Source organism: Hoeflea sp. YIM 152468, assembly GCF_029210485.1.
Taxonomy (GTDB): Bacteria; Pseudomonadota; Alphaproteobacteria; order Rhizobiales; family Rhizobiaceae; genus Hoeflea.
Map to the genome: position 1 here is coordinate 25492 of NZ_JARGET010000029.1, position 19356 is coordinate 44847.

Consider the following 19356-nt stretch of genomic DNA (forward strand, 5'->3'; position numbering starts at 1 on the left):
GTCATCTCGGGGGGGGGCCGGCGCGGGACAAAGCTCGGTTTTTGCAGATGCAAGATGCGGCTGGATTAAAGCCCTGCGGCCCTCAGAGCCACGATCATCGCCCAGCCAATGCCCAACATCGCCATCACCGGCGCCCTGAGCCCGATGAGCAGGCAGACCGCAAGGGTCAGCGCTTCAGCCGATCCGGTGATGACTGCCGGCGCCACCAGCGTGGTCAGCACCGCGGCCGGAACTGCATTGAGCGCCGCATCAATGCGCGGCGGAATCCGCTTGAAGCGCGACAGCAAAAGATGCCCGCCAATCCGCGTGCCATAGGTCACGATCGCAGCAGCAAGAATGGTCCAGATATTGACCGGCAGACCGAGGAACACGCCGTTCATGGCGTCACCTCGACCGCTTCCACATCCGCAGCGTCCGCGGGCGCCGGCAGGACCAATGCGACCACGACAGCCGCCAGCGTGCCGAAACTGACATGCCAGGGCGAGCCCACGGTGTAGAAGGCCGCAACCGAACCCAAGCCTGAGGCAATGACCACCGGCAGCCAGTTGGGCCGCTCCCGGAACCCAAGAACCAGCCCCATGAAGTAGATGGGCAGCAGGAAATCGATGCCAAGTGCCGCCGGATCAGTAATCAGCCGGCCAAACAGTGCGCCGATCCAGCCTTCCAGCACCCAGAAGGAATAAATCGGCAACCCCATACCCATATACCAGTTCAGCGTCACCGGCGTCTTGCTGTCGGCCCGGGCTTCTGCTGCCGCGTATTGCGGGTCGGTCATGAAGAAGAATGCGATCGCCTTCTGCCACCCCGACATCAGCACCAGGCGGCGTCCGAGCGCCGCCGAATACAGCACATGGCGGAAATTGACAGCGAACACTGACAGCACGATGATCCAGGGGGCGACATGGGCGCTGAACAGTTCCAGCCCGACCATCTGGCTGGCGCCGGCGAAAACCAGCGCGCTCATCAACACCGCTTCGCCGACAGTCAGGCCATGGTCGACCGCCAGCGCGCCAAACAACAGGCCGAAGGGCGCCGAGGCGGCCACGATCGGCAGACTGGCGCGAACGCCCTGGATAAATTCCGAACGGGTTGGGGGCATGCAATACTCTCCTGAGCCCGATGGATAGGTCAGCATTGCTGACCAGTCAAATGAATTGGATTGAAGCCGGCATGAAGTGGCCTGAAGCCCGGCAGGCAGGCAGCAAACACCGAACCGCCAGCCCGGCGCCGCAAAAACAATGCAACCAAAGCGCCAATGTCGAGCCGGTGCAGTGGCATCAGCAGACAGCCGGACCCTGCGGCGCCGCGGTTTCAGGCATTGAGGCGTCAGGCAGTCGGCCTTGCCGGCTCCGGCGTGTGAGCATCCTCCGCCACTGCATCACCCCGTCGCGTCCGCACCGTGCGCACGTCGCGTCCGTTGAGGCTGATCATGCCGCTGTCCACCAGTTGGCTGATCGGGACCGGACGGCCGAGCAGAAAGCCCTGAACCTCGTCGCAGCCCTCATCGCCAAGCAGCGTCAACTGCCCTTCGGTTTCAATGCCTTCGGCCAGGACCGGGATCCCAAGGCTCTTGCCCAGCGCCATGACGGCACGAATGATCGATTTGGCCGAAAGGCTGTCTTCTGCCTCGTGGATGAAGGAACGGTCGAGCTTGATCTTGTCGAACGGGAATGACCGCAACATGTCCAGCGACGAATAGCCGGTGCCGAAGTCATCAAGCGCGATATTGACCCCCAGCGCCTTGATCCGCCGCAGCACGCTGAAGGCGCCTTCCTTGTCTTGAAGAATTGCCGATTCGGTCAGTTCCAGCTCCAGCCGGTCGGCCGGCAACCCGGTCGACATCAACACCTCGATGATCAGCTTGGACAAATCGGCATGGACAAATTGGGCCGGAGAGAGATTGACCGCGACCTTGAAGGGCGGCTTCCAGGAGGCCGCGTCGGCGCAGGCCTCCCGGAGCACCCATTCGCCCAGTTGCAGGATCAACCCGCTTTCTTCAGCCAGCGGGATAAACTCGGCCGGCGACATGCATCCATGAACCGGGTGGTTCCAGCGCAACAGGGCTTCAAAGCCGCTGATCCGCTTGGTGGCAACCACGGTCTGGACCTGATAGTGAATATCAAGCTCATTGTTTTCAAACGCCTCGCGCAGGTCTTTGGCCAGACCGCGGCGGGCCCGCACGATGTCATCCGTCGACTGATCATAATAACAGACATTGTGGGAGATATGGGCTTTGGCGCGGTACATGGCGAGATCCACATTGGTGATCAAGGCTTCCGCCGACGTGGCATTGTCCGGGTAAAGCGCCACGCCAAGGCTGCCCCCGGTCACAAATTCAAAGTCTGCCCCCTTGACCGGTTCAAACAAGGCAGTCCGCAGCCGGTTGATGAACTCCTCAAGCCCGGCATAGCTGACAAACCGCTGGATGGCGGTGAATTCGTCACCTCCGGTGCGCGCTATGAACTCCCCGTCCTGCAGGAGATTTTTCATCCGATCACCCAGCACCTGCAGCACTCTGTCGCCTGCGCCGTGACCGTGCAGGTCATTGATCTCCTTGAACCCGTTGAGGTCGATACCGATCAATGCGACCTGGCCGCCGGTCTCGTTGGCCAGATCCAGTTTACGCTCGAGGCGGCTGGAAAAGCTGGAGCGGTTGGGCAAGCCGGTGAGGCTGTCGCTGAGCGCCAGATGGCGCAACTGGTCGAGCGTTTCGGTGCGGGCGCTGTCATCGATCATGTAGCTGGCAAGTCCCGCGCCGACGATCACCAGGGCAACGCTGGCGACTGCGAGAGCCAGAGCCTGCATTGCCGCAGGGTTGGAAAACTCATTGTCGACAAGCAGCGGCGTCACCTTGAAAGCGGTCATGCCGGTGAAGTGCAGGACGATGATGGCGAGGAAAAAGACGCCGGCTGAAAGGGAGCGGTATCCACGGCGGGGTTTCCGCGTGATCAACTCAACCGCGATCGCGGACAGCGTTACCGACAGCACAATCGATGTCAGCAAGTAGCCCATGTCCCAGGTGATGATGCCCTGCACCCGGTAGGCAAGCATTCCGGTGTAATGCATCACCGCAATCGCCATACCCACACTCGCACCGCCCAGCACAGGCGCAAAGCGCGTCAATCCGCTTGCCGCAACAATGAAACCACAGCCGGCCCCGCCAATGGCGACCAGCAACGAGACCATCGTCAGCACCGGGTCAAGCGAAACCGGCGCTCCGGGCTGGTAGGCCAGCATGGCGATGAAATGCGTACACCAGATCGCCGCTCCAGCAGCGACGGCAGCGAGAAAATGCCACCCCGCCCGCTGCAGCCCGGCCGTGCGCGAGGCCCGCTCGAACAGACAGATCACCGCCCACGAGCCCGACGCGCAGACAAAAGCGGCGACCAGCACCAGCCAGATATTGTGGTCTTCCACTATACAAGTAACGACTGTCATCATGGGCATTGGTCATCGCAACTGGGTTTAATCGGCACGTGGTGACTGAATAGCGGCGACTATGCCACCCATCTTAATTGCTGATTAAGTCACAGTTGCAGGTAATCGCAGTCAAAGGTGCAAATCGGCCGGGCTGCGTCTTTGTCCGCAGCTCTTGAGCAGCGATGCCGGCGCGAGGCAATACGAGCGCCGACGTCGGCAATCAGCAACCAGAAGCCGTCCGGGCCAGATAGACGGTCTGGGTGAACGGCCTGTCCTGCAGCGGATTGTGAAATGTGACCGGCGCGGCCCAGGCCTCCGCGAAGACCTTCGCCAGCCGACCGGTAAAGGCGTCGTCCGTCCGCTCATCCGACCACAGACCGAAGATCCCACCGGGCTTGAGATGCCGGGCCAGCTTGGCCAGTCCCTCGGGCTGATAGAAGCTGGTGCTGCGCTGATCGAGAAGCGCATCGGGGGAATGGTCGATATCAAGCAGGATCGCATCGAAAGTTCGCCCGGGCGCGCCCGGGTCAAACCCGGTCGCGTTCTGCGCCATGGCGAAGAAATCACCTTCCACAAGCCGGCAGCGCGGATCCCCGGTGAGATCCGGTCCAAGCGGCAGCAGGCCGGTCTGGTGCCAGTCGATGACCGCTTCGAGATACTCCACAACAATCAGCGACCCGGTCCGCGGCTCATCCAACACCGCCCTGGCGGTGTAGCCGAGCCCCAGCCCGCCAACCACCACATCAAGCCCCTCGCCAGAACACGCAGCCAGCCCCAATTGCGCCAGCGCGATCTCCGACGCGGTGAACAGATCCGACATCAGGTGCTCTTCGCCAAGCTTGATTTCCAGAATGTCGACCCCGAGGCGGGCCTCATGCCGCCGCCTGAGCACCAACGCCCCGATCGGGGTCGGACGGTAGTCGAGTTCTTCAAACAGTTTGCTCATGGGATCTCCAGCAGGGTCGGACAGGTGCACCCCGCCTGTGCGGGTCTATGGGCTTGCCGGCGGGTTGCTGTCAGAGCAAAGATGACCGGCTTGCCAGGTCTACACCACAAAATAACCGGAAATGCCTGAATTTATCTGTTGACGCCAGTCAAACGGCTTATCCAGGCGGAAAAGCCGTTGATACCCTCGCGGCGCGACTTGACGGAACCGCCCCACGCGTCCATCGACTGCGTTTACACAATTGCAGACCTGTTGCATCCGGCCTTCGCCGGGTCTGACCGGAACACGGGACACATCTCCTCACATGGTTGACACCTACCGCAAGCCGACGCTCGACAAGGACCTCGACAAGATCGCCGTCCTGGAGGAGGCCACAGGCCTGCTCAACCGCGGCTTTGTCACGCCCGGCCTTGCGGTGCTGTTCATCTTCCTCTGCGCCATCATTGCCGCCGTGTTCGTCACCGGACAGCCCGGCGCCGTGGTGATCGTCGCCGCGGCCATGATCGGCGCCTACATGGCGCTCAACATCGGCGCCAATGATGTGGCCAACAATGTCGGCCCCGCCGTCGGCTCACAGGCGATGACGCTGGGCGTGGCGCTGGCGATTGCGGCGGTGTTTGAAAGTGCCGGTGCCCTGATTGCCGGCGGCGACGTGGTCAACACCATTTCCAAGGGCATCATCGACCCGGTTGCGGTCTCCGACCCCAACATCTTCATTGCCGTGATGATGGCAGCGCTTGTTTCGGCTGCGATGTGGATCCATCTGGCGACCTGGATCGGCGCGCCGGTTTCGACCACCCATTCGATCGTCGGCGGAGTGATGGGCGCGGGCATCGCCGCAGCCGGCGTTGACGCCGTCACTTGGCCGACCATGGGCTCCATTGCCGCCAGCTGGGTGATCTCGCCGTTTCTCGGCGGTGTCATCGCGGCGCTGTTTCTTGCCTTCATCAAGACCGCGATTATCTATCAGGACGACAAGATTTCCGCCGCCCGGCGCTGGGTGCCGGTGCTGATTGGCATCATGTCGGGCACCTTCGCCACCTATCTGGCGCTCAAGGGGCTGAAGGCGATCATCTCCGTTTCGTTCGGCACGGCACTGCTGATCGGCCTCGGCTTTGCCGTGGTGACCTGGGCCGTCGTCCGGCCGATAATTGCGCGCCAGTCACGCGGGCTTGAAAACCGCAACCAGTCGCTGAGACAGCTGTTCGGTCTGCCGCTGATCTTCTCCGCTGCGCTGTTGTCCTTTGCCCACGGCGCCAATGACGTGGCCAACGCCGTTGGCCCACTGGCGGCCATCGTCCACACCGCTGAATTTGGCGAAGTCGCGCCCAAGGTGGTGATTCCGCTCTGGGTGATGGCAGTCGGAGCCGCCGGCATCTCGCTCGGCCTGCTGCTGTTCGGACCCAAACTGATCCGCATGGTCGGCAACCAGATCACCAAGCTCAACCCGATGCGGGCCTACTGCGTGGCGCTGTCGGCGGCCATCACCGTGATCCTTGCCTCCTGGCTCGGACTGCCGGTGAGCTCAACCCATATCGCCGTCGGCGCGGTGTTCGGCGTCGGCTTCTTCCGTGAATGGTACACGGAGAACTCCTCCCGTCGCGCCGACTACGTTGCCCGGCACCGGATCAATGCGACCGAGGACGAAAACAGCACGCCGTCGCGCACCGATGAGCAGCGCCGCCGCAAGCTGGTGCGCCGCTCGCATTTCCTGCAGATCATCGCTGCCTGGGTGATCACCGTACCGGCGGCAGCCATGCTGTCAGGCGTGCTGTTTGTCTTGCTGCGTGCCGTGCTGGTGTGAGGCGCGGCTGTAACGCAGGCGCCGCCACGTGGTTGCAGCCATTGGTTTGGCCGAGCCGCGGCACGGCAACAAGGAGCATTGTAAGCCGACACCAGCGCGCCGCGGCCGCATTTTCTGTTGATCTTCGCCGCCGGCAGATCCACCGTCTCGGCCCAATTGGCCCTGCCTTGTGAAGGGCGCAAATTATTGTTCCCGGAAAGTCCTTCTTAACACTCCGGCGCTAGGTTCCGGCGCAGTGAGGAACACCATGCAAACCGATCACCGGGCACTCAGCGGGCGCATCTACAATGAGTCGCTCAAAACAGCGATGACTGATCGAGCCATGGTTCCTGACCGGCTGCTCACTCCGGACAGCCGTTTGCTTGATGCCTCCCCGGCGCTCGGCGCGCTCTACGAGAGCTATTGCTGGGCAGCGCATTCGCTCAAGGCGCGGGCCTGGCTGCAGGCAGCTTTCGTCTTCAATTTCCTCCTGATGTCGTTTGACTATTTTGTCAGCCCCTCCCTGTTGATAGCGACACTGCTCATCCGCGGCTGCATCATGTCAACCATCCTGTTAGGCCTCTACCTGCTCTGGGGACGGCAACGACCGCGGTGGCTCCAGGGCGCAACATTGGTTGCGGTATCGGCGACCATGATGATCGGGTCCGGAGCGCTGGGTGCGCTGGGCGGCGTCTTGCTGTTTGAACGCTATCTCACGGGAGCACTGTTCACGGTGGCCACCGCAATCCTGTTCTTTCCCATCGAGTTTCGCTGGACGGCCGCGGCAGTTGTCGCAGCAATCATTCTCCATGCCGGCATGATCGTCACCGGGCCGGTCGCCGATCCTCTGGTGGCCCTGAGCACAAGCTGTTTTTACAGCAGCGTGATCATTACATTCGCCTCGACGCGAAAAGCCGCCCTGAGGAGTCAGTGGAAAAGTTTCAAGTCGAAAATCCGGGAACTGCGTGACCAGGAGGCGTTGGCAAGCCTGAATGCCGAATTGCAGCTGATCGCCAATCTCGACCCGTTGACCGGACTTCAGAACCGCCGGTCATCCCAGGAGGACATTGAGCGGATCTGGAGCGACGCCAGTTTCGCCAAGCCGGCTATCGCCTTTCTGATGCTCGACATCGACAACTTCAAACAGCTCAATGATAGCCTCGGCCACGCCGCCGGCGACGACTGCATAAAGGGCGTGGGTAACAAGATCAGCCTTGCGCTCGGCGACGGCGACATTGTTTCGCGCTATGGCGGCGAGGAATTCCTCGTGGTGCTGACCGGCACGACCGCAAGCGATGCCCTTGCCGTAGCCGAGCGGATTCGCAGATCCGTGGAAACCTTCCCCTTGAAAACCTCCGAAGATGAATCTGCAAGCCAGGTGACCATCAGCATCGGACTGGCTCTATGGCAGGGTGACCAGACACCTCAGACGCTGATCAAGCGGGCCGACGCCGCGCTCTATGAGGCCAAGCGCAGGGGCAAGAACCAGACCGTGATCGCCCCGCCGCCGCCGGGTATCGGCGCGCACACGGGCCAGGGTCAAGGCAAAAAAATCGCGTGATGTCGCGTAGCTACGGCCTGATCATGCTGTCGGGTGACGCAGTGCGGCGCGGCTGAGTAAAGCTCCAAGCCGCTGGAAAACAAACGGAATTCGGCATTCCAGGCGATGCAGGTGAATGCAACATGCTTCAGCTCATCGGCCGATCGCCCCCGGTTGACGCGTCTTGCCTTACCCCACCAACTCGAACCACTCGTCCTCGGTCAGGGTGCGCAGGCCAAGATCTTGCGCCTTGGTAAGCTTCGAGCCGGCGCCGGGTCCGGCGACCAGGATATCGGTCTTTTTTGACACCGAGCCCGCCACCTTGGCGCCAAGCCGTTCGGCCATCGCCTTGGCCTCGTCGCGGGTCATCCTTTCGAGGCTGCCGGTAAACACAACGGTGAGGCCGGCGACAGGTGAATCCTGAGACGGTTTTTCAGCTTCCAGAACGCTCAGCTGCGCCACCAGTTTCTCCACCATGTCGATATTGTGCGGCTCGCCGAAGAACCGGCCCACGGCTTCCACCACCGCCGGGCCGATGTCATCGAGCGCGTCCATCTCCTCGATCGCCGCCTTGTCGCCGTCAGCAATCGCAATCGCGGCTTCGTGCACGGCTGCCCAGTTGCCATAGGCGCGCGCCAGGGTCTTGGCCGTCTGCTCGCCAACATGGCGAATGCCGAGGCCGAAGATCAGCCGGTCGAGCGCGATGCTGCGCCGCGCCTCAATGGCGTCGAACAGCTTTTGCGCGCTCGTGTCGCCATAGCCGTCACGGTTTTTCAGCCGCTGCAGGCCATTGGCCTCGTCGCGGGCCTTGAGCGTGAAGATATCGGCCGGCTGGCGGATCGGCAGCGAGGTGTCGTCGTAGAAGAACTCGATCTGTTTTTCGCCCAGGCCGTCAATGTCGAAAGCCTTGCGCGAGACGAAATGCTTGAGGTGTTCCTTGCGCTGGAACGGACAGGCGAATTCGCCCGAACAGCGCCGGATGACGCCTTCGGCCCCACCGGCGGTTTCTTCCCGGATCACCGGCGTTTTCAGGTGGCAGGGACAGGTTTTCGGAAACGCGAACGAAACCGCATTGGCCGGAGATTCGACCACCCGCAGGATTTGCGGAATGACATCGCCGGCGCGCTGGATCTCGACCGTATCATGGATGCGGACCCCGAGCCGCTCGATTTCCTCGGCATTGTGCAGCGTCGCATTGGTCACCACCACGCCGCCGACGGTGATCGGCTCCAGCCGCGCCACCGGGGTCAGCGCCCCGGTGCGGCCGACCTGGATGTCGATGGCGGTGAGTTTGGTGACAGCTTTTTCCGCCGGGAACTTGTGCGCAATGGCCCAGCGCGGGCTGCGCGAGCGAAACCCGAGCCGCGCCTGCAGATCGAGCCGGTCGACCTTGTAGACGACACCGTCGATGTCATAGGGCAGATCGGCGCGGGCAAGCCCGATCTCGTTGTAGTGGCCGATCAGTTCCTCGATGCTGTGCAGGCGTTTTGTAAGCGGATTGACCGGGAAACCCCAATCTTTAAACACCTCGATCATGCCGTGCTGGGTGTCGGCCGGAAGCTCCGAAATATCCCCCCAGGCATAGGCGAAGAATTTCAGCTTGCGGCTGGCTGTCACCTTGGCGTCAAGCTGGCGCAAGGACCCGGCAGCAGTGTTGCGCGGATTGACATAGGTCTGCTTGCCTTCCGCCGCCATCCGCTGATTCAGCGTCAGGAAATCCGCCTTGGCCATATAGACCTCACCGCGTATCTCCACCACCGCCGGCGCGCCCGCAGGCAGCCTGTCGGGGATCTCGGCGATGGTCTTGACGTTGGCGGTGACATTCTCCCCGGTGGTGCCGTCGCCGCGGGTCGCGGCCGTGACCAGCCTGCCATCCTCATAGCGGATCGACATCGACAGCCCGTCGATCTTCGGCTCGGCGGTGAAGCCGATCGACTGGTCCGGCAGCTGGCCGAGAAAGCGGTAGACCGAATGGACGAAATCACGCACGTCATCATCGGAAAACCCGTTGTCGAGCGACAGCATCGGCACTTTGTGGGTGATTTTGCCAAAACCCTCTGCCACCGTCGCACCGACCTTGAAGCGCGGGCTGTCCGCCCGCACCAGCGCCGGAAACCGCTCCTCAAGGGCGAGATTGCGCTGCTTCAGCGCATCATAATCCGCGTCCGAAATCACTGGCGCGTCGCGGCCGTGATAGGCCTCGTCGTGGCGGGCAATCTCGGCGGCAAGGCGCTCGAGTTCTGCCTTTGCTTCTGCTTCCGACAGGTCTGCGACAGGCTTGGGCTGCTGGGTCATAGAGGGGCTCCGGTAATCAGCCCCGTTTTAGAGAGATTCCGGCAAATGAAAAGACCTCTCCACAAAACCGAAGCAAGTCCAACCAATGTCGGGCGCCCACAGATCAATGCCGGCAGGGCCTGCGGGTCTTGGCCCGCCTCAAGGGGTCATCGGCTTTTCAACAGGACCGACCGGGAGGGCCGGTTCCGGCATCACGACAGCAAGAGCCCGGTCTGTTCAGTCTGCCACATCAAGCAGCCGCGCAGCCGCCGCGCGTGCCTCGTCGGTGACGTGTTCGCCTGCCAGCATGCGGGCAATTTCCTCGCGCCGGGCGTCAGCCCCCATGGTGCTCACCCGTGTCGATACGGTTGCCGAGCCGGGTTGCGACGGCCCCTTGGCGATCAGCAGATGCGTGGCGGCGCGCGCAGCGACCTGCGGTGCATGGGTGACCGAAAGCACCTGAACACCGGCAGCGAGCCGCTTGAGCCGTTTGCCGATGGCATCAGCCACGGCCCCGCCGACCCCGGTATCAATTTCGTCAAACACCAGCGTTGGCGCCGAACCGCGATCGGCCAGCGCCACTTTCAGCGCCAGCAGAAAACGTGACAACTCGCCGCCGGATGCGACTTTCATGATTGGACCTGGTCGCGAACCGGGATTGGTACGCACATGAAAGGCAATGGCGTCGATCCCGGTAGGGCCGGCCTGCTCGATGTCACTTGAGATCTCGACGAGGAATTCGGCCCGCTCCAGCTTCAACGCCGGCAACTCGGCCATCACAGCGTCTGCCAGTGCCTTCCCGGTGGTGTGCCTGCGCTCGGACAGTTGCTCGGCCGCATGCCGGAACGCCGCTCTAGCTTCGTGCACCCGGACTTCCATGGCGCCGAGCCGTTCTTCGCCGGCATCAAGCTCGGACAACTCGGCAATCATCCGCGCCGCCAATTCGGGCAAGGCCTCGACCGGCACATTGTATTTGCGCCCCGCCCCCCTGAGCGCGAACAGCCGCTCCTCGGTCTCCTCAAGCTCACGCGGATTGAAGTCCGCCATCCTGAGCGCCGCCTCCACCGCGGTCTGCGCCTCTGCCAGCGCATTCAACGCCGCATCAAGGGCTGCCACCGTATCGGTGAGCAGTTCGGGGGCTTCCTGGGCCTTGCGTTCAAGCCGCCGCACCAGCCCGCTGATCACCGGCATCGGCGAGCCTTGACCATTGAGAATTTCGTTGGCCTCGTTGATGTCACTGGCCATTTTCTCGGACTTCATCATCATCGAGCGGCGAACCGCAAGCTCTTCCTCTTCACCCTCGACCGGGGTGAGCTTTTCCAGCTCGTCAACAGACGATCGCAGGAAATCGGCCTCCCGCCGCGCCGCCTCCACCCGCGCCTTGTGGGCCTTGAGCGCCCGCTCCGCCTCGCGCCAGGCCTCATGCTTGCGACCGACATCCGCAGTCCGGTCGGAGAGATCGCCAAAGTCATCGAGCAACGCCCGGTGTGCGCCGGTATCGATCAGCGCCCGGTCATCATGCTGGCCGTGGATTTCCACAAGCAGCGCACCCGCCTCACGCATCAGCGCCACGCTGGCGGGCTGGTCGTTGATGAACACCCGCGTCCGGCCATCGCCCGATTGCACCCGGCGAAACACCAGATCGCCATCCTCATCGATGTCATTGCCACGCAGCAGCTTGCGCACCGGATGGTCGCTGTCGACATCAAAAACTGCTGTGACCTGGCCCTTGTCGGCGCCATGGCGCACAAGGCTGCCATCTCCGCGGCCGCCGAGCGCCAGCGAAAGGCAGTCAAGCAGGATGGATTTGCCGGCACCGGTTTCGCCGGTGAGGACCGACAGACCGGCGTCAAATTCGAGATCAAGCTTCTCGATCAGGACGATATCGCGGATCGACAGCTGGACAAGCATGGCTGCCTGCTTCAGGCGCCGACCAGGCGGGACCCGGCACGCGATATCCAGGAGCCCTTGTTTTCACGCGGTTCCAGACCCCGTGTTTTCAACAGCTGGTAGGAATCTGCATACCACTGGCTGTCGGGAAAATTGTGCCCCAACACCGCCGCCGCAGTCTGCGCCTCGCTTTCCAGTCCCATCGCGTAGTAGGTCTCGACCAGACGAGCCAGCGCTTCCTCGATCTGGCGGGTGTTCGGATAGGTCTCGACCACCTGGCGGAACCGGTTGGCCGCAGCCACATATTCCTTGCGTTCGAGATAGTAGCGGCCGACCTGCATTTCCTTGCCGGCCAGCTGATCGCGCGCATAGCGCAGCTTGGACTGGCTGTCTTCGACATACTCCGAATCGGGATAACGTTCGATCACTTCGGTAAAGGCCGCGATGGCTCTGGCCGACGTGCGCTGATCCCGCGTGACCTCGGGGATCTGCCGGTAATAGGCCAGCCCGACAATGTACTGTGCGTAGGCCGCGTCCTCATCATTGGGATAAAGGCTCAGATAGCGTGAGGCCGTGTTGATCGCCTCGGAATACTGGCCTTGCCGGTAATTGGTGAAAGCGCTCATCACCATCGCCTTGCGGGCGAATTCGGAATAGGGGTGCTGCTTGTCGACGGCGGCAAATTTTCGTCCGGCTTCCGTCAGCTCGCCCGCCTGCAGGTTGGCAAGCCCCTGATTGTAGAGCACATCCGCAGGTTCGATCGACTGCGCATAGGCAGTGATGTCGATGTCCGGATCCGATTGACAGCCGCTGACGACCGATGCCACGCCGACCATTCCGGTGACAATGAGGGCGACACGAAACGCGCGCCCGCGCCCGCGCTTGACCGAAGTATCCATCCTGCAAACCTCTCAACAGCCGCAAATTCCAACGAACCACGTAACAGACCAGAGTTTCTATCCGGAAACAGCCGCACTTCGCAACGTCATGAAGACGCTTTGCCGCAATTTTGTGGCAAAGTACCCATTTGATATCACGAGATTAGGCCGGACAGGCTGGGAAAGTTCCAAGCCTCGGGGTGTTACAGAGCCCAGGGAGCAAACACCGCGGCATTGACCGCAACCAGTTCACCATGGCGCGCGGTATCCCGGCGGGCCGGGGCTTCGACCACTTCATAGGCCGTCTGATCGGCCAGCAACGCCCTCAGTGCCAGTGCATTGAGCTTGTGGCCGCCGCGGTAGCTGCGGTAACAGCCGATGAACTGTGCACCGGCCAGAGCCAGATCACCCACGGCGTCCAGCGTCTTGTGACGAACGAACTCGTCACGAAAGCGAAGCCCTTCGGCATTGATGACCTTTTCATCGTCGCCAATGACAACCGAGTTTTCCAGCGAAGAGCCCAGTGCATGCCCGGATGCCCACAGACGCTCAACATCGCGCATGAAGCCAAAGGTGCGGGCACGGGACAGCTCGCGGCGGAAGGTATCGGCGGTGACTTCGCCCTTCCAGGACTGACGGCCGATCAGCGGCGTATCGAAATCGATATCGATTTCGAAGCGTGTGCCGTTATGCTGACTGAATTCAGCCCAGGAGCCGCCCATTTCAATCCGCACCGGCTTGATGACGCGAATATAGCGGCGCTTGACCAAGTGATTGACGAGACCAGCCGCATCCAGGGCTTCGATGAAGACAGCGGCGCTGCCATCCATGATCGGGACTTCGCTGCCATCCAGATCAATGCTGATATTGTCGACGCCGAGCGCGTAGAGAGCCGCCATCAGGTGCTCGACCGTTGCAACCGAGCGGTCGGGGGCTTTGCCCAGAAGCGTGCAAAGGTCGGTCGAGCCGACCTGGGAGGATACAGCGCGTACGCTTACTGTGTCGCCTGTCGGAAGCTCACGATTGAAGACAATGCCGGTGTCGGGATCAGCAGGATGGAAGGAAATGGACACGTTTTCACCGGAATGAACACCGATGCCGGAAAGAAAAAACGACCGCGCTATCGTGGTCTGAAGGCCTACTACGTCGCTACTCATGAAGTTCGCCTGTTCCCGCGTATCCGACACAGCCTGTTGCGACCATGTTATCCCCAACTGTCCGGACCAATCCCGCGCTTCCCCAGCGCACTCGATTGCTCCATCCCCTTGATGTCGAGAGGCAAGATACGGCGGCACCGGCGAGTTTCCAAATCACGCTTTTTTTCCTTCTGTTACGAAGCAGTAACATTCAAGGGAGCTCGAAACCCTCGTCCAAACAAATAGTTAGAAAAACGGCATGGCGACCGTCAAGCCGCCATGCCGAATAGACATCCGTATTCGTAACCGACTCACTTGGCCTGACGGCGCAGGAATGCCGGAATCTCCAGCTGCTCATCTTCATGCGTTGCACGGGTGGCCGGTGTCACTCTGCCCTGATCGTCGAGCGTACCGCGGCGCGGCGCATAGACGCTGGCCTCGGGTGACAGCGGACGCCGGGCCTGCGGTGCAGGGGCGGCCTGGGCAGCATGATTGACCTCATCCTCATCGCGACGACCCAGCGAACTGGAGATCCGCTTGAGCAAGCCCATCGGACCGCGGTCCTCGGCGTGGCCCTGCGGCGCGGCACGATGTTCGATTTCGGCCTTGACCACGGGTGGAAAATCCTCGACCCGCGGCATCTGCGTGGTCCGGGGTTCCATGCGCATTTCCGGTGCGGCCTGAGCCGGGTGTGGGGTTGCCGCTTGCGCTGTGTTCATGGCCGGACGCGGCGATGTGGCAGCAGCCGGCTGCGGTGCGACACCGGCTTCATTGGCAAACAGACGGCTGTTGGGCTGGAAACCGGGCTGAGGCGCCGGTGCCGGCTTGGCCGCCTGCATTTGGGCGGCAAGCTCGATTTCGCTGGCGATATCGAGGTCTTTTTCCAGGTCGGATTCGGCCGCACGGATAGCCTCGGCGACCGCATCCTTGCCTGCGCCGGCCGGGTGGTCTGCCGCCGCACGCGCAGCCTGAGACTGGGCGCCCGCTGCCGGCCGGCCTGTTGAACGCGATGTTGCCATCGGGCGCTGTTCGGCAGCGGATTCAATACGGTCAATGCCGGTCGCGACAACCGAAACCCGGATTAGGCCTTCAAGCTCTTCATCAAAGGTCGCGCCCAGAATAATGTTGGCGTCGGCGTCGACTTCCTCGCGAATGCGGGTGGCGGCCTCATCAACTTCAAACAGCGTCATATCGCGGCCGCCGGTGATCGAGATCAGCAGACCTTGCGCGCCCTTCATGGTGGTTTCGTCGAGCAGGGGATTGGCGATCGCAGCTTCTGCTGCAGCCATGGCGCGGCCTTCGCCCGATGCTTCGCCGGTGCCCATCATCGCCCGGCCCATTTCGCGCATCACCGAGCGAACGTCGGCAAAGTCGAGATTGATCAGGCCTTCCTTGACCATCAGGTCGGTGATGCAGGCAACACCGGAGTAAAGAACCTGGTCGGCCATCGCGAAAGCGTCGGCGAAGGTGGTCTTGTCATTGGCGATGCGGAACAGGTTCTGGTTCGGGATAACGATCAGCGTGTCAACGCATTTCTGCAGTTCCTCGATGCCCGCTTCGGCCAGCCGCATGCGCCGCTGCCCTTCGAAATGGAACGGTTTGGTGACCACGCCGACGGTCAGGATACCCTTGTCGCGGGCTGCCTGGGCGACGACGGGTGCTGCGCCGGTGCCTGTGCCGCCGCCCATGCCTGCGGTGACAAAGCACATGTGCGTTCCATTGAGATGATCGAGGATCTCGTCGATGCATTCTTCGGCGGCCGCACGTCCGACTTCCGGCTGCGATCCGGCGCCAAGCCCTTCGGTGACCGCAACGCCGAGCTGGACCAGCCGTTCGGCGTTGGAAGTCGTCAACGCCTGCGCATCAGTGTTGGCGACGACGAATTCGACGCCCTGCATGCCTGCATTGATCATGTTGTTGACGGCGTTGCCGCCGCCGCCGCCGACTCCGAACACAGTGATGCGCGGCTTCAGCTCGGTGATGTCCGGCTTCTGCAGTTTAATGGTCATGGCACCCGTTCCTTCCGTTGGTATGGCCGCACCGCCGCGTGGGCCAATTCGGTAAAATCAAAAACTTTCCTTGAGCCATTGCCCCATACGGTACAAACGGCCTCCTGCGCCGGCCATGACGGCAAAGCCGCTCTCGCCTGCGCCGTGGGATTCAAGATGGGCGACCTGAGGAAAGATCATCAGGCCTACCGCCGTTGAAAATGTCGGCCCCTTGGCCGCTGCCGGAAGGCCCGAGACCCCCAGAGGCCGGCCGATCCGCACGTTGCGCGCCAGGATTCTTCGGGCAGCTTCGGACAGGCCGGTCATCTGGCTCGCACCGCCGGTGAGCACGATACGCTTGCCCACCAGCGAGCCGTAGCCCGACTGCTGGATCCGGTCGCGCAGCATTTCCAGCGTTTCCTCGACCCGGGCCCGCACGATGCGCGAGACCAGCCCGCGCGGCACATGGGTCGGCAGATCACGCTCATCCTCGCCAAACGGCGGAATCGAAATCACGTCCCGGTCTTCGCTTGCCTGCGGCAGCGCCGATCCATGCACCACCTTGATCCGCTCGGCATCGTCAAGCCGCGTCGACAGACCGCGGGCCAGATCCATGGTGACATGGTGACCGCCGAGCGCGATCGCATCGGCATAGACCAGCTTGCCTTCGGAGAACACCGAGATGGTTGTGGTCCCGCCGCCCATATCGATGGCTGCGCAGCCCATTTCCGCCTCGTCCGAGACCAATACTGCGAGCCCGGACGCATAGGGTGTTGCCACCATCGCCTCGACCGTGAGATGCGCGCGATTGATCGCCAGCTCCAGATTCTTCAGCGGCGCCCGGTCTGCGGTCAGCACATGCATATCGACGCCGAGCTGGTCGCCATACATGCCGGCCGGATCACGGATACCGCGTTCTCCGTCAAGCATGTAGCTCGACGGCAGTGAATGCAGGATGGCTCGGTCATTGATCTGGCTTTGCCGTGTCGCGGCGTTGACCACCTTGGCCAGGTCGCCCGCGGCAATTTCATGACCACCGAGATTGACCGATGAGGAATGGGTTTCGCTATTCAGACGTCCGGCTGTGACATTGACGATCAGGCTTTCCACCGTCATGCCTGCCATCCGCTCCGCCGCATCGACGGCAAGCCGCACCGAACTTTCCACGGCGTCCATGTCCGAAATGACGCCGGCCTTGAGCCCGCGGGATTTCTGATGGCCGATGCCGAGAATTTCGATGCTGTGGGTCCGTCCGGACAGGACTTCCGCACCTTCCACCGGCGTCAACCGGCCGATCATGCAGACAACCTTCGACGACCCGATGTCGAGCACGGTGGCAATGCTGACACGCTTGGGTGACAGCGGCTTGAGCCGGGGCAGCATGGAGGATGGGCGGAAAAGGCTCACGACTTTTTACCCGCCTTGATCAATTTTGCGCGGGCTTCAAGCGCGTTCTTGCGGCGCTCGAACGAGGCCTCGGACAGCCGCAGCGTGATCCGGTCTTCAAGCCGCAGATCGACCACCGTGATATCCCGCGACAGCACATCGCGGCCGGCATCGAATTCGGCAAAGCGCTTGAGCGCCGCGCCGACATCATCAGCGGGCAGACTCAATGTCACGCCATTGTCGAGCCGCAGATCCCAGCGCCGGTCGGCAATGCGGATCGCAGCCTTGACGCGGTCGCGCAATTCCGGATGGAACAACAGCCGCGCTTCCAGCTCATCAGCATGACGATCGGCGCCAAGACCGACATAAAGCGGCAGCGCCGCATGGCGGGAACCGGTCAGCGGGGCAATCACATCGCCGCGCGCATCGATCAGCATCAGCCGGTCGCCATGCTGCCAGATCCCGACCGGTTCGCGCTCGATCAGCCGCACCGTCATTCCGCGCGGGTAGATTTTCTGAACCTGGGCATCGGTCACCCAGGGCAACTCCATAAGCTGCTCGCGCGCCGCATGGGCGTCGATCGCCACCACCGAAGTCGAACCGTCGAGACCCAGTTGCTGCAAAATGTCGATGTCGGAGGTTTCGGCGTTGCCGATCACATGCACATCCTCAAGCGCAAAGCCCACGCCCGTGGTCACCGCCTGCGTGACCGCGTGGATGTGGCCGCCGAGCGTCATGCCGTAGATCCCGGTTGTCGCCAGAAAGGCGAATGCCGCCACCGACCCCACATGCGGGCTGATGTCGACGCGGCCTGTGGCCAGCGCGATCGAGTACCGCACCGGACGACGCAGGAAACGCGGCAGGACGAATGCGCGCCGGAACGTGCTACGTCCCGATACGTTCACCGCACGCGCGGCCCTGCCCTTGTTTCCCGTTATCGACGACACGAAGCGTCCTCCACCATCCAACTGACAAATTCCACAAATGAATGCCCCGCTTGCAGGGCCATTTCAGGCGCAAGAGACGTCGGTGTCATGCCGGGCTGGGTGTTGATTTCGAGCCAGATAACCTCTCCATTTTCGGAGAAACGGTCATCGTAACGGAAATCCGACCTGCTCACGCCGCGGCAGCCGATTGCCTGATGCGCCTTCAAACTCAACTTACGTATTTTTTGGTAAACAAATGGTGAAATTTCTGCGGGACAAACGTGTTTGGAGCCTCCTGCGACATATTTTGAATCATAATCATAAAAGCTGTGTCCTTGCGGCACGATTTCGGTAACCGCCAAAGCCACATCGCCCATGATCGTGCAGGTCAGCTCCCGGCCGGCGATGTAGCGCTCGACCATGACTTCGTCGCCATATTTCCACTGGTTCGAGGTGATCACCTGCGGCGGGTGAGACTGACCTTCGCCGACTATGACAACGCCGAAGCTCGAGCCTTCATTGACCGGCTTGACCACATAGGGCGGCGCGATCGGATGAGCAGAGGTAAAATCGTGCCGGTTCATCACCCGCGATTCCGCCACCGGAATGCCCACGGCCTTGGCCACAATCTTCGACAGCCGCTTGTCCATCGCCAGCGCCGACGCCGTGACGCCAGAATGGGTGTAGGGGATGCCCAGATACTCGAGCACGCCCTGAATGGCGCCGTCTTCGCCATAAGGGCCGTGCAACGCGTTAAAGCAGACATCGGGCTTGAGCTCGGCCAACACCGAGGCGACATCGTGCCCGACATCGACCCGGGTCACCCGGTAGCCGCCCTCTTCCAGCGCATCGGCACAGGCCTTGCCCGAAGACAGGCTGACCGGCCGTTCAGATGAAATACCGCCGTACAGCACGGCGACATGCTTGGTTTTGGTCACTTTTTCGGTTGGCATTGTCATCCCTTACCTTGCCGCGAATCGGCCTCTACCGGAGATCTGCGAACATCACCGCCACAGCTTTTCAGCCCCGCTCCAGACATATCGGTCAGACCCAGTGCCGGTCAGTATAAAAAATCAACATTGCGCCAAACCGTTGCGTGCAGCGCAAAGTTTGCCGACACCGGAAGCAATCTGCAGCCGGCCTCGCCGGCCTTGACTGCTGCGCACGGGGACGCAAGGCAAGCAGGCCT

General features: G+C 62.0%; 14 protein-coding genes. 2 read left to right on the forward strand and 12 right to left on the reverse strand.

The features are described from left to right. Window positions 1-65: 65 nt before the first annotated feature. The 4 genes from PZ897_RS15300 to PZ897_RS15315 all read right to left on the reverse strand — a co-directional run bounded on the left by PZ897_RS15300 (window position 66) and on the right by PZ897_RS15315 (window position 4366). Window positions 66-380 carry an AzlD domain-containing protein gene (locus PZ897_RS15300; RefSeq protein ID WP_275753374.1) on the reverse strand — a complete coding sequence of 105 codons (315 nt, stop codon included), beginning with the start codon at window positions 378-380 and terminating at the stop codon, window positions 66-68. Then, complete coding sequence (locus tag PZ897_RS15305; protein WP_275753375.1) at window positions 377-1099, reverse strand: AzlC family ABC transporter permease; 723 nt, start codon at window positions 1097-1099, stop codon at window positions 377-379. The genes PZ897_RS15300 and PZ897_RS15305 overlap by 4 nt, the downstream gene beginning before the upstream one ends. A 227-nt stretch (window positions 1100-1326) precedes the next feature. Beyond that, a complete protein-coding gene (locus tag PZ897_RS15310; RefSeq protein ID WP_275753376.1) occupies window positions 1327-3441 on the reverse strand; it encodes an EAL domain-containing protein in 2115 nt (704 codons plus the stop codon). Window positions 3442-3640: 199 nt separating this feature from the next. Next, on the reverse strand, window positions 3641-4366 hold the full coding sequence (locus tag PZ897_RS15315) for a spermidine synthase (RefSeq protein WP_275753378.1): 726 nt from the start codon (window positions 4364-4366) through the stop codon (window positions 3641-3643). A 304-nt stretch (window positions 4367-4670) separates the two neighbouring features. On the opposite strand from PZ897_RS15315, the gene PZ897_RS15320 reads away from it, so the two are divergent. Further along, a complete protein-coding gene (locus PZ897_RS15320) occupies window positions 4671-6170 on the forward strand; it encodes an inorganic phosphate transporter (RefSeq protein ID WP_275753379.1) in 1500 nt (499 codons plus the stop codon). Between the two features lie 247 nt (window positions 6171-6417). Continuing rightward, window positions 6418-7710 (forward strand): GGDEF domain-containing protein, encoded by a 1293-nt coding sequence (locus PZ897_RS15325; RefSeq protein ID WP_275753380.1) that lies wholly within the window; start codon window positions 6418-6420, stop codon window positions 7708-7710. A 168-nt stretch (window positions 7711-7878) separates the two neighbouring features. On the opposite strand, the gene ligA is transcribed toward PZ897_RS15325, so the two are convergent. From ligA to PZ897_RS15365, 8 genes are all read right to left on the reverse strand, one after another. Beyond that, window positions 7879-9984 (reverse strand): NAD-dependent DNA ligase LigA, encoded by a 2106-nt coding sequence (ligA, locus tag PZ897_RS15330; RefSeq protein ID WP_275753381.1) that lies wholly within the window; start codon window positions 9982-9984, stop codon window positions 7879-7881. A gap of 216 nt (window positions 9985-10200) precedes the next feature. Further along, complete coding sequence (gene recN, locus PZ897_RS15335; RefSeq protein ID WP_275753382.1) at window positions 10201-11874, reverse strand: DNA repair protein RecN; 1674 nt, start codon at window positions 11872-11874, stop codon at window positions 10201-10203. Window positions 11875-11885: 11 nt separating this feature from the next. Beyond that, the gene (locus tag PZ897_RS15340; RefSeq protein ID WP_275753383.1) at window positions 11886-12752 is read right to left on the reverse strand and encodes an outer membrane protein assembly factor BamD; all 867 of its coding nucleotides are present in this window, start codon (window positions 12750-12752) and stop codon (window positions 11886-11888) included. 182 nt (window positions 12753-12934) lie between these two features. Next, window positions 12935-13888: a UDP-3-O-acyl-N-acetylglucosamine deacetylase gene (gene lpxC / locus PZ897_RS15345; protein WP_275753384.1), complete on the reverse strand. Its 954-nt coding sequence runs from the start codon at window positions 13886-13888 to the stop codon at window positions 12935-12937. Between the two features lie 290 nt (window positions 13889-14178). Then, window positions 14179-15876 (reverse strand): cell division protein FtsZ, encoded by a 1698-nt coding sequence (gene ftsZ / locus PZ897_RS15350; RefSeq protein WP_275753385.1) that lies wholly within the window; start codon window positions 15874-15876, stop codon window positions 14179-14181. A gap of 57 nt (window positions 15877-15933) precedes the next feature. After that, window positions 15934-17262: a cell division protein FtsA gene (ftsA, locus tag PZ897_RS15355; protein ID WP_275753386.1), complete on the reverse strand. Its 1329-nt coding sequence runs from the start codon at window positions 17260-17262 to the stop codon at window positions 15934-15936. Continuing rightward, window positions 17259-18188 carry a cell division protein FtsQ/DivIB gene (locus tag PZ897_RS15360; protein WP_275753387.1) on the reverse strand — a complete coding sequence of 310 codons (930 nt, stop codon included), beginning with the start codon at window positions 18186-18188 and terminating at the stop codon, window positions 17259-17261. The genes ftsA and PZ897_RS15360 overlap by 4 nt, the downstream gene beginning before the upstream one ends. Next, window positions 18176-19120, reverse strand: coding sequence for a D-alanine--D-alanine ligase (locus tag PZ897_RS15365; protein ID WP_275753388.1), 945 nt, complete (start codon window positions 19118-19120; stop codon window positions 18176-18178). The genes PZ897_RS15360 and PZ897_RS15365 overlap by 13 nt, the downstream gene beginning before the upstream one ends. Window positions 19121-19356 lie beyond the last annotated feature (236 nt).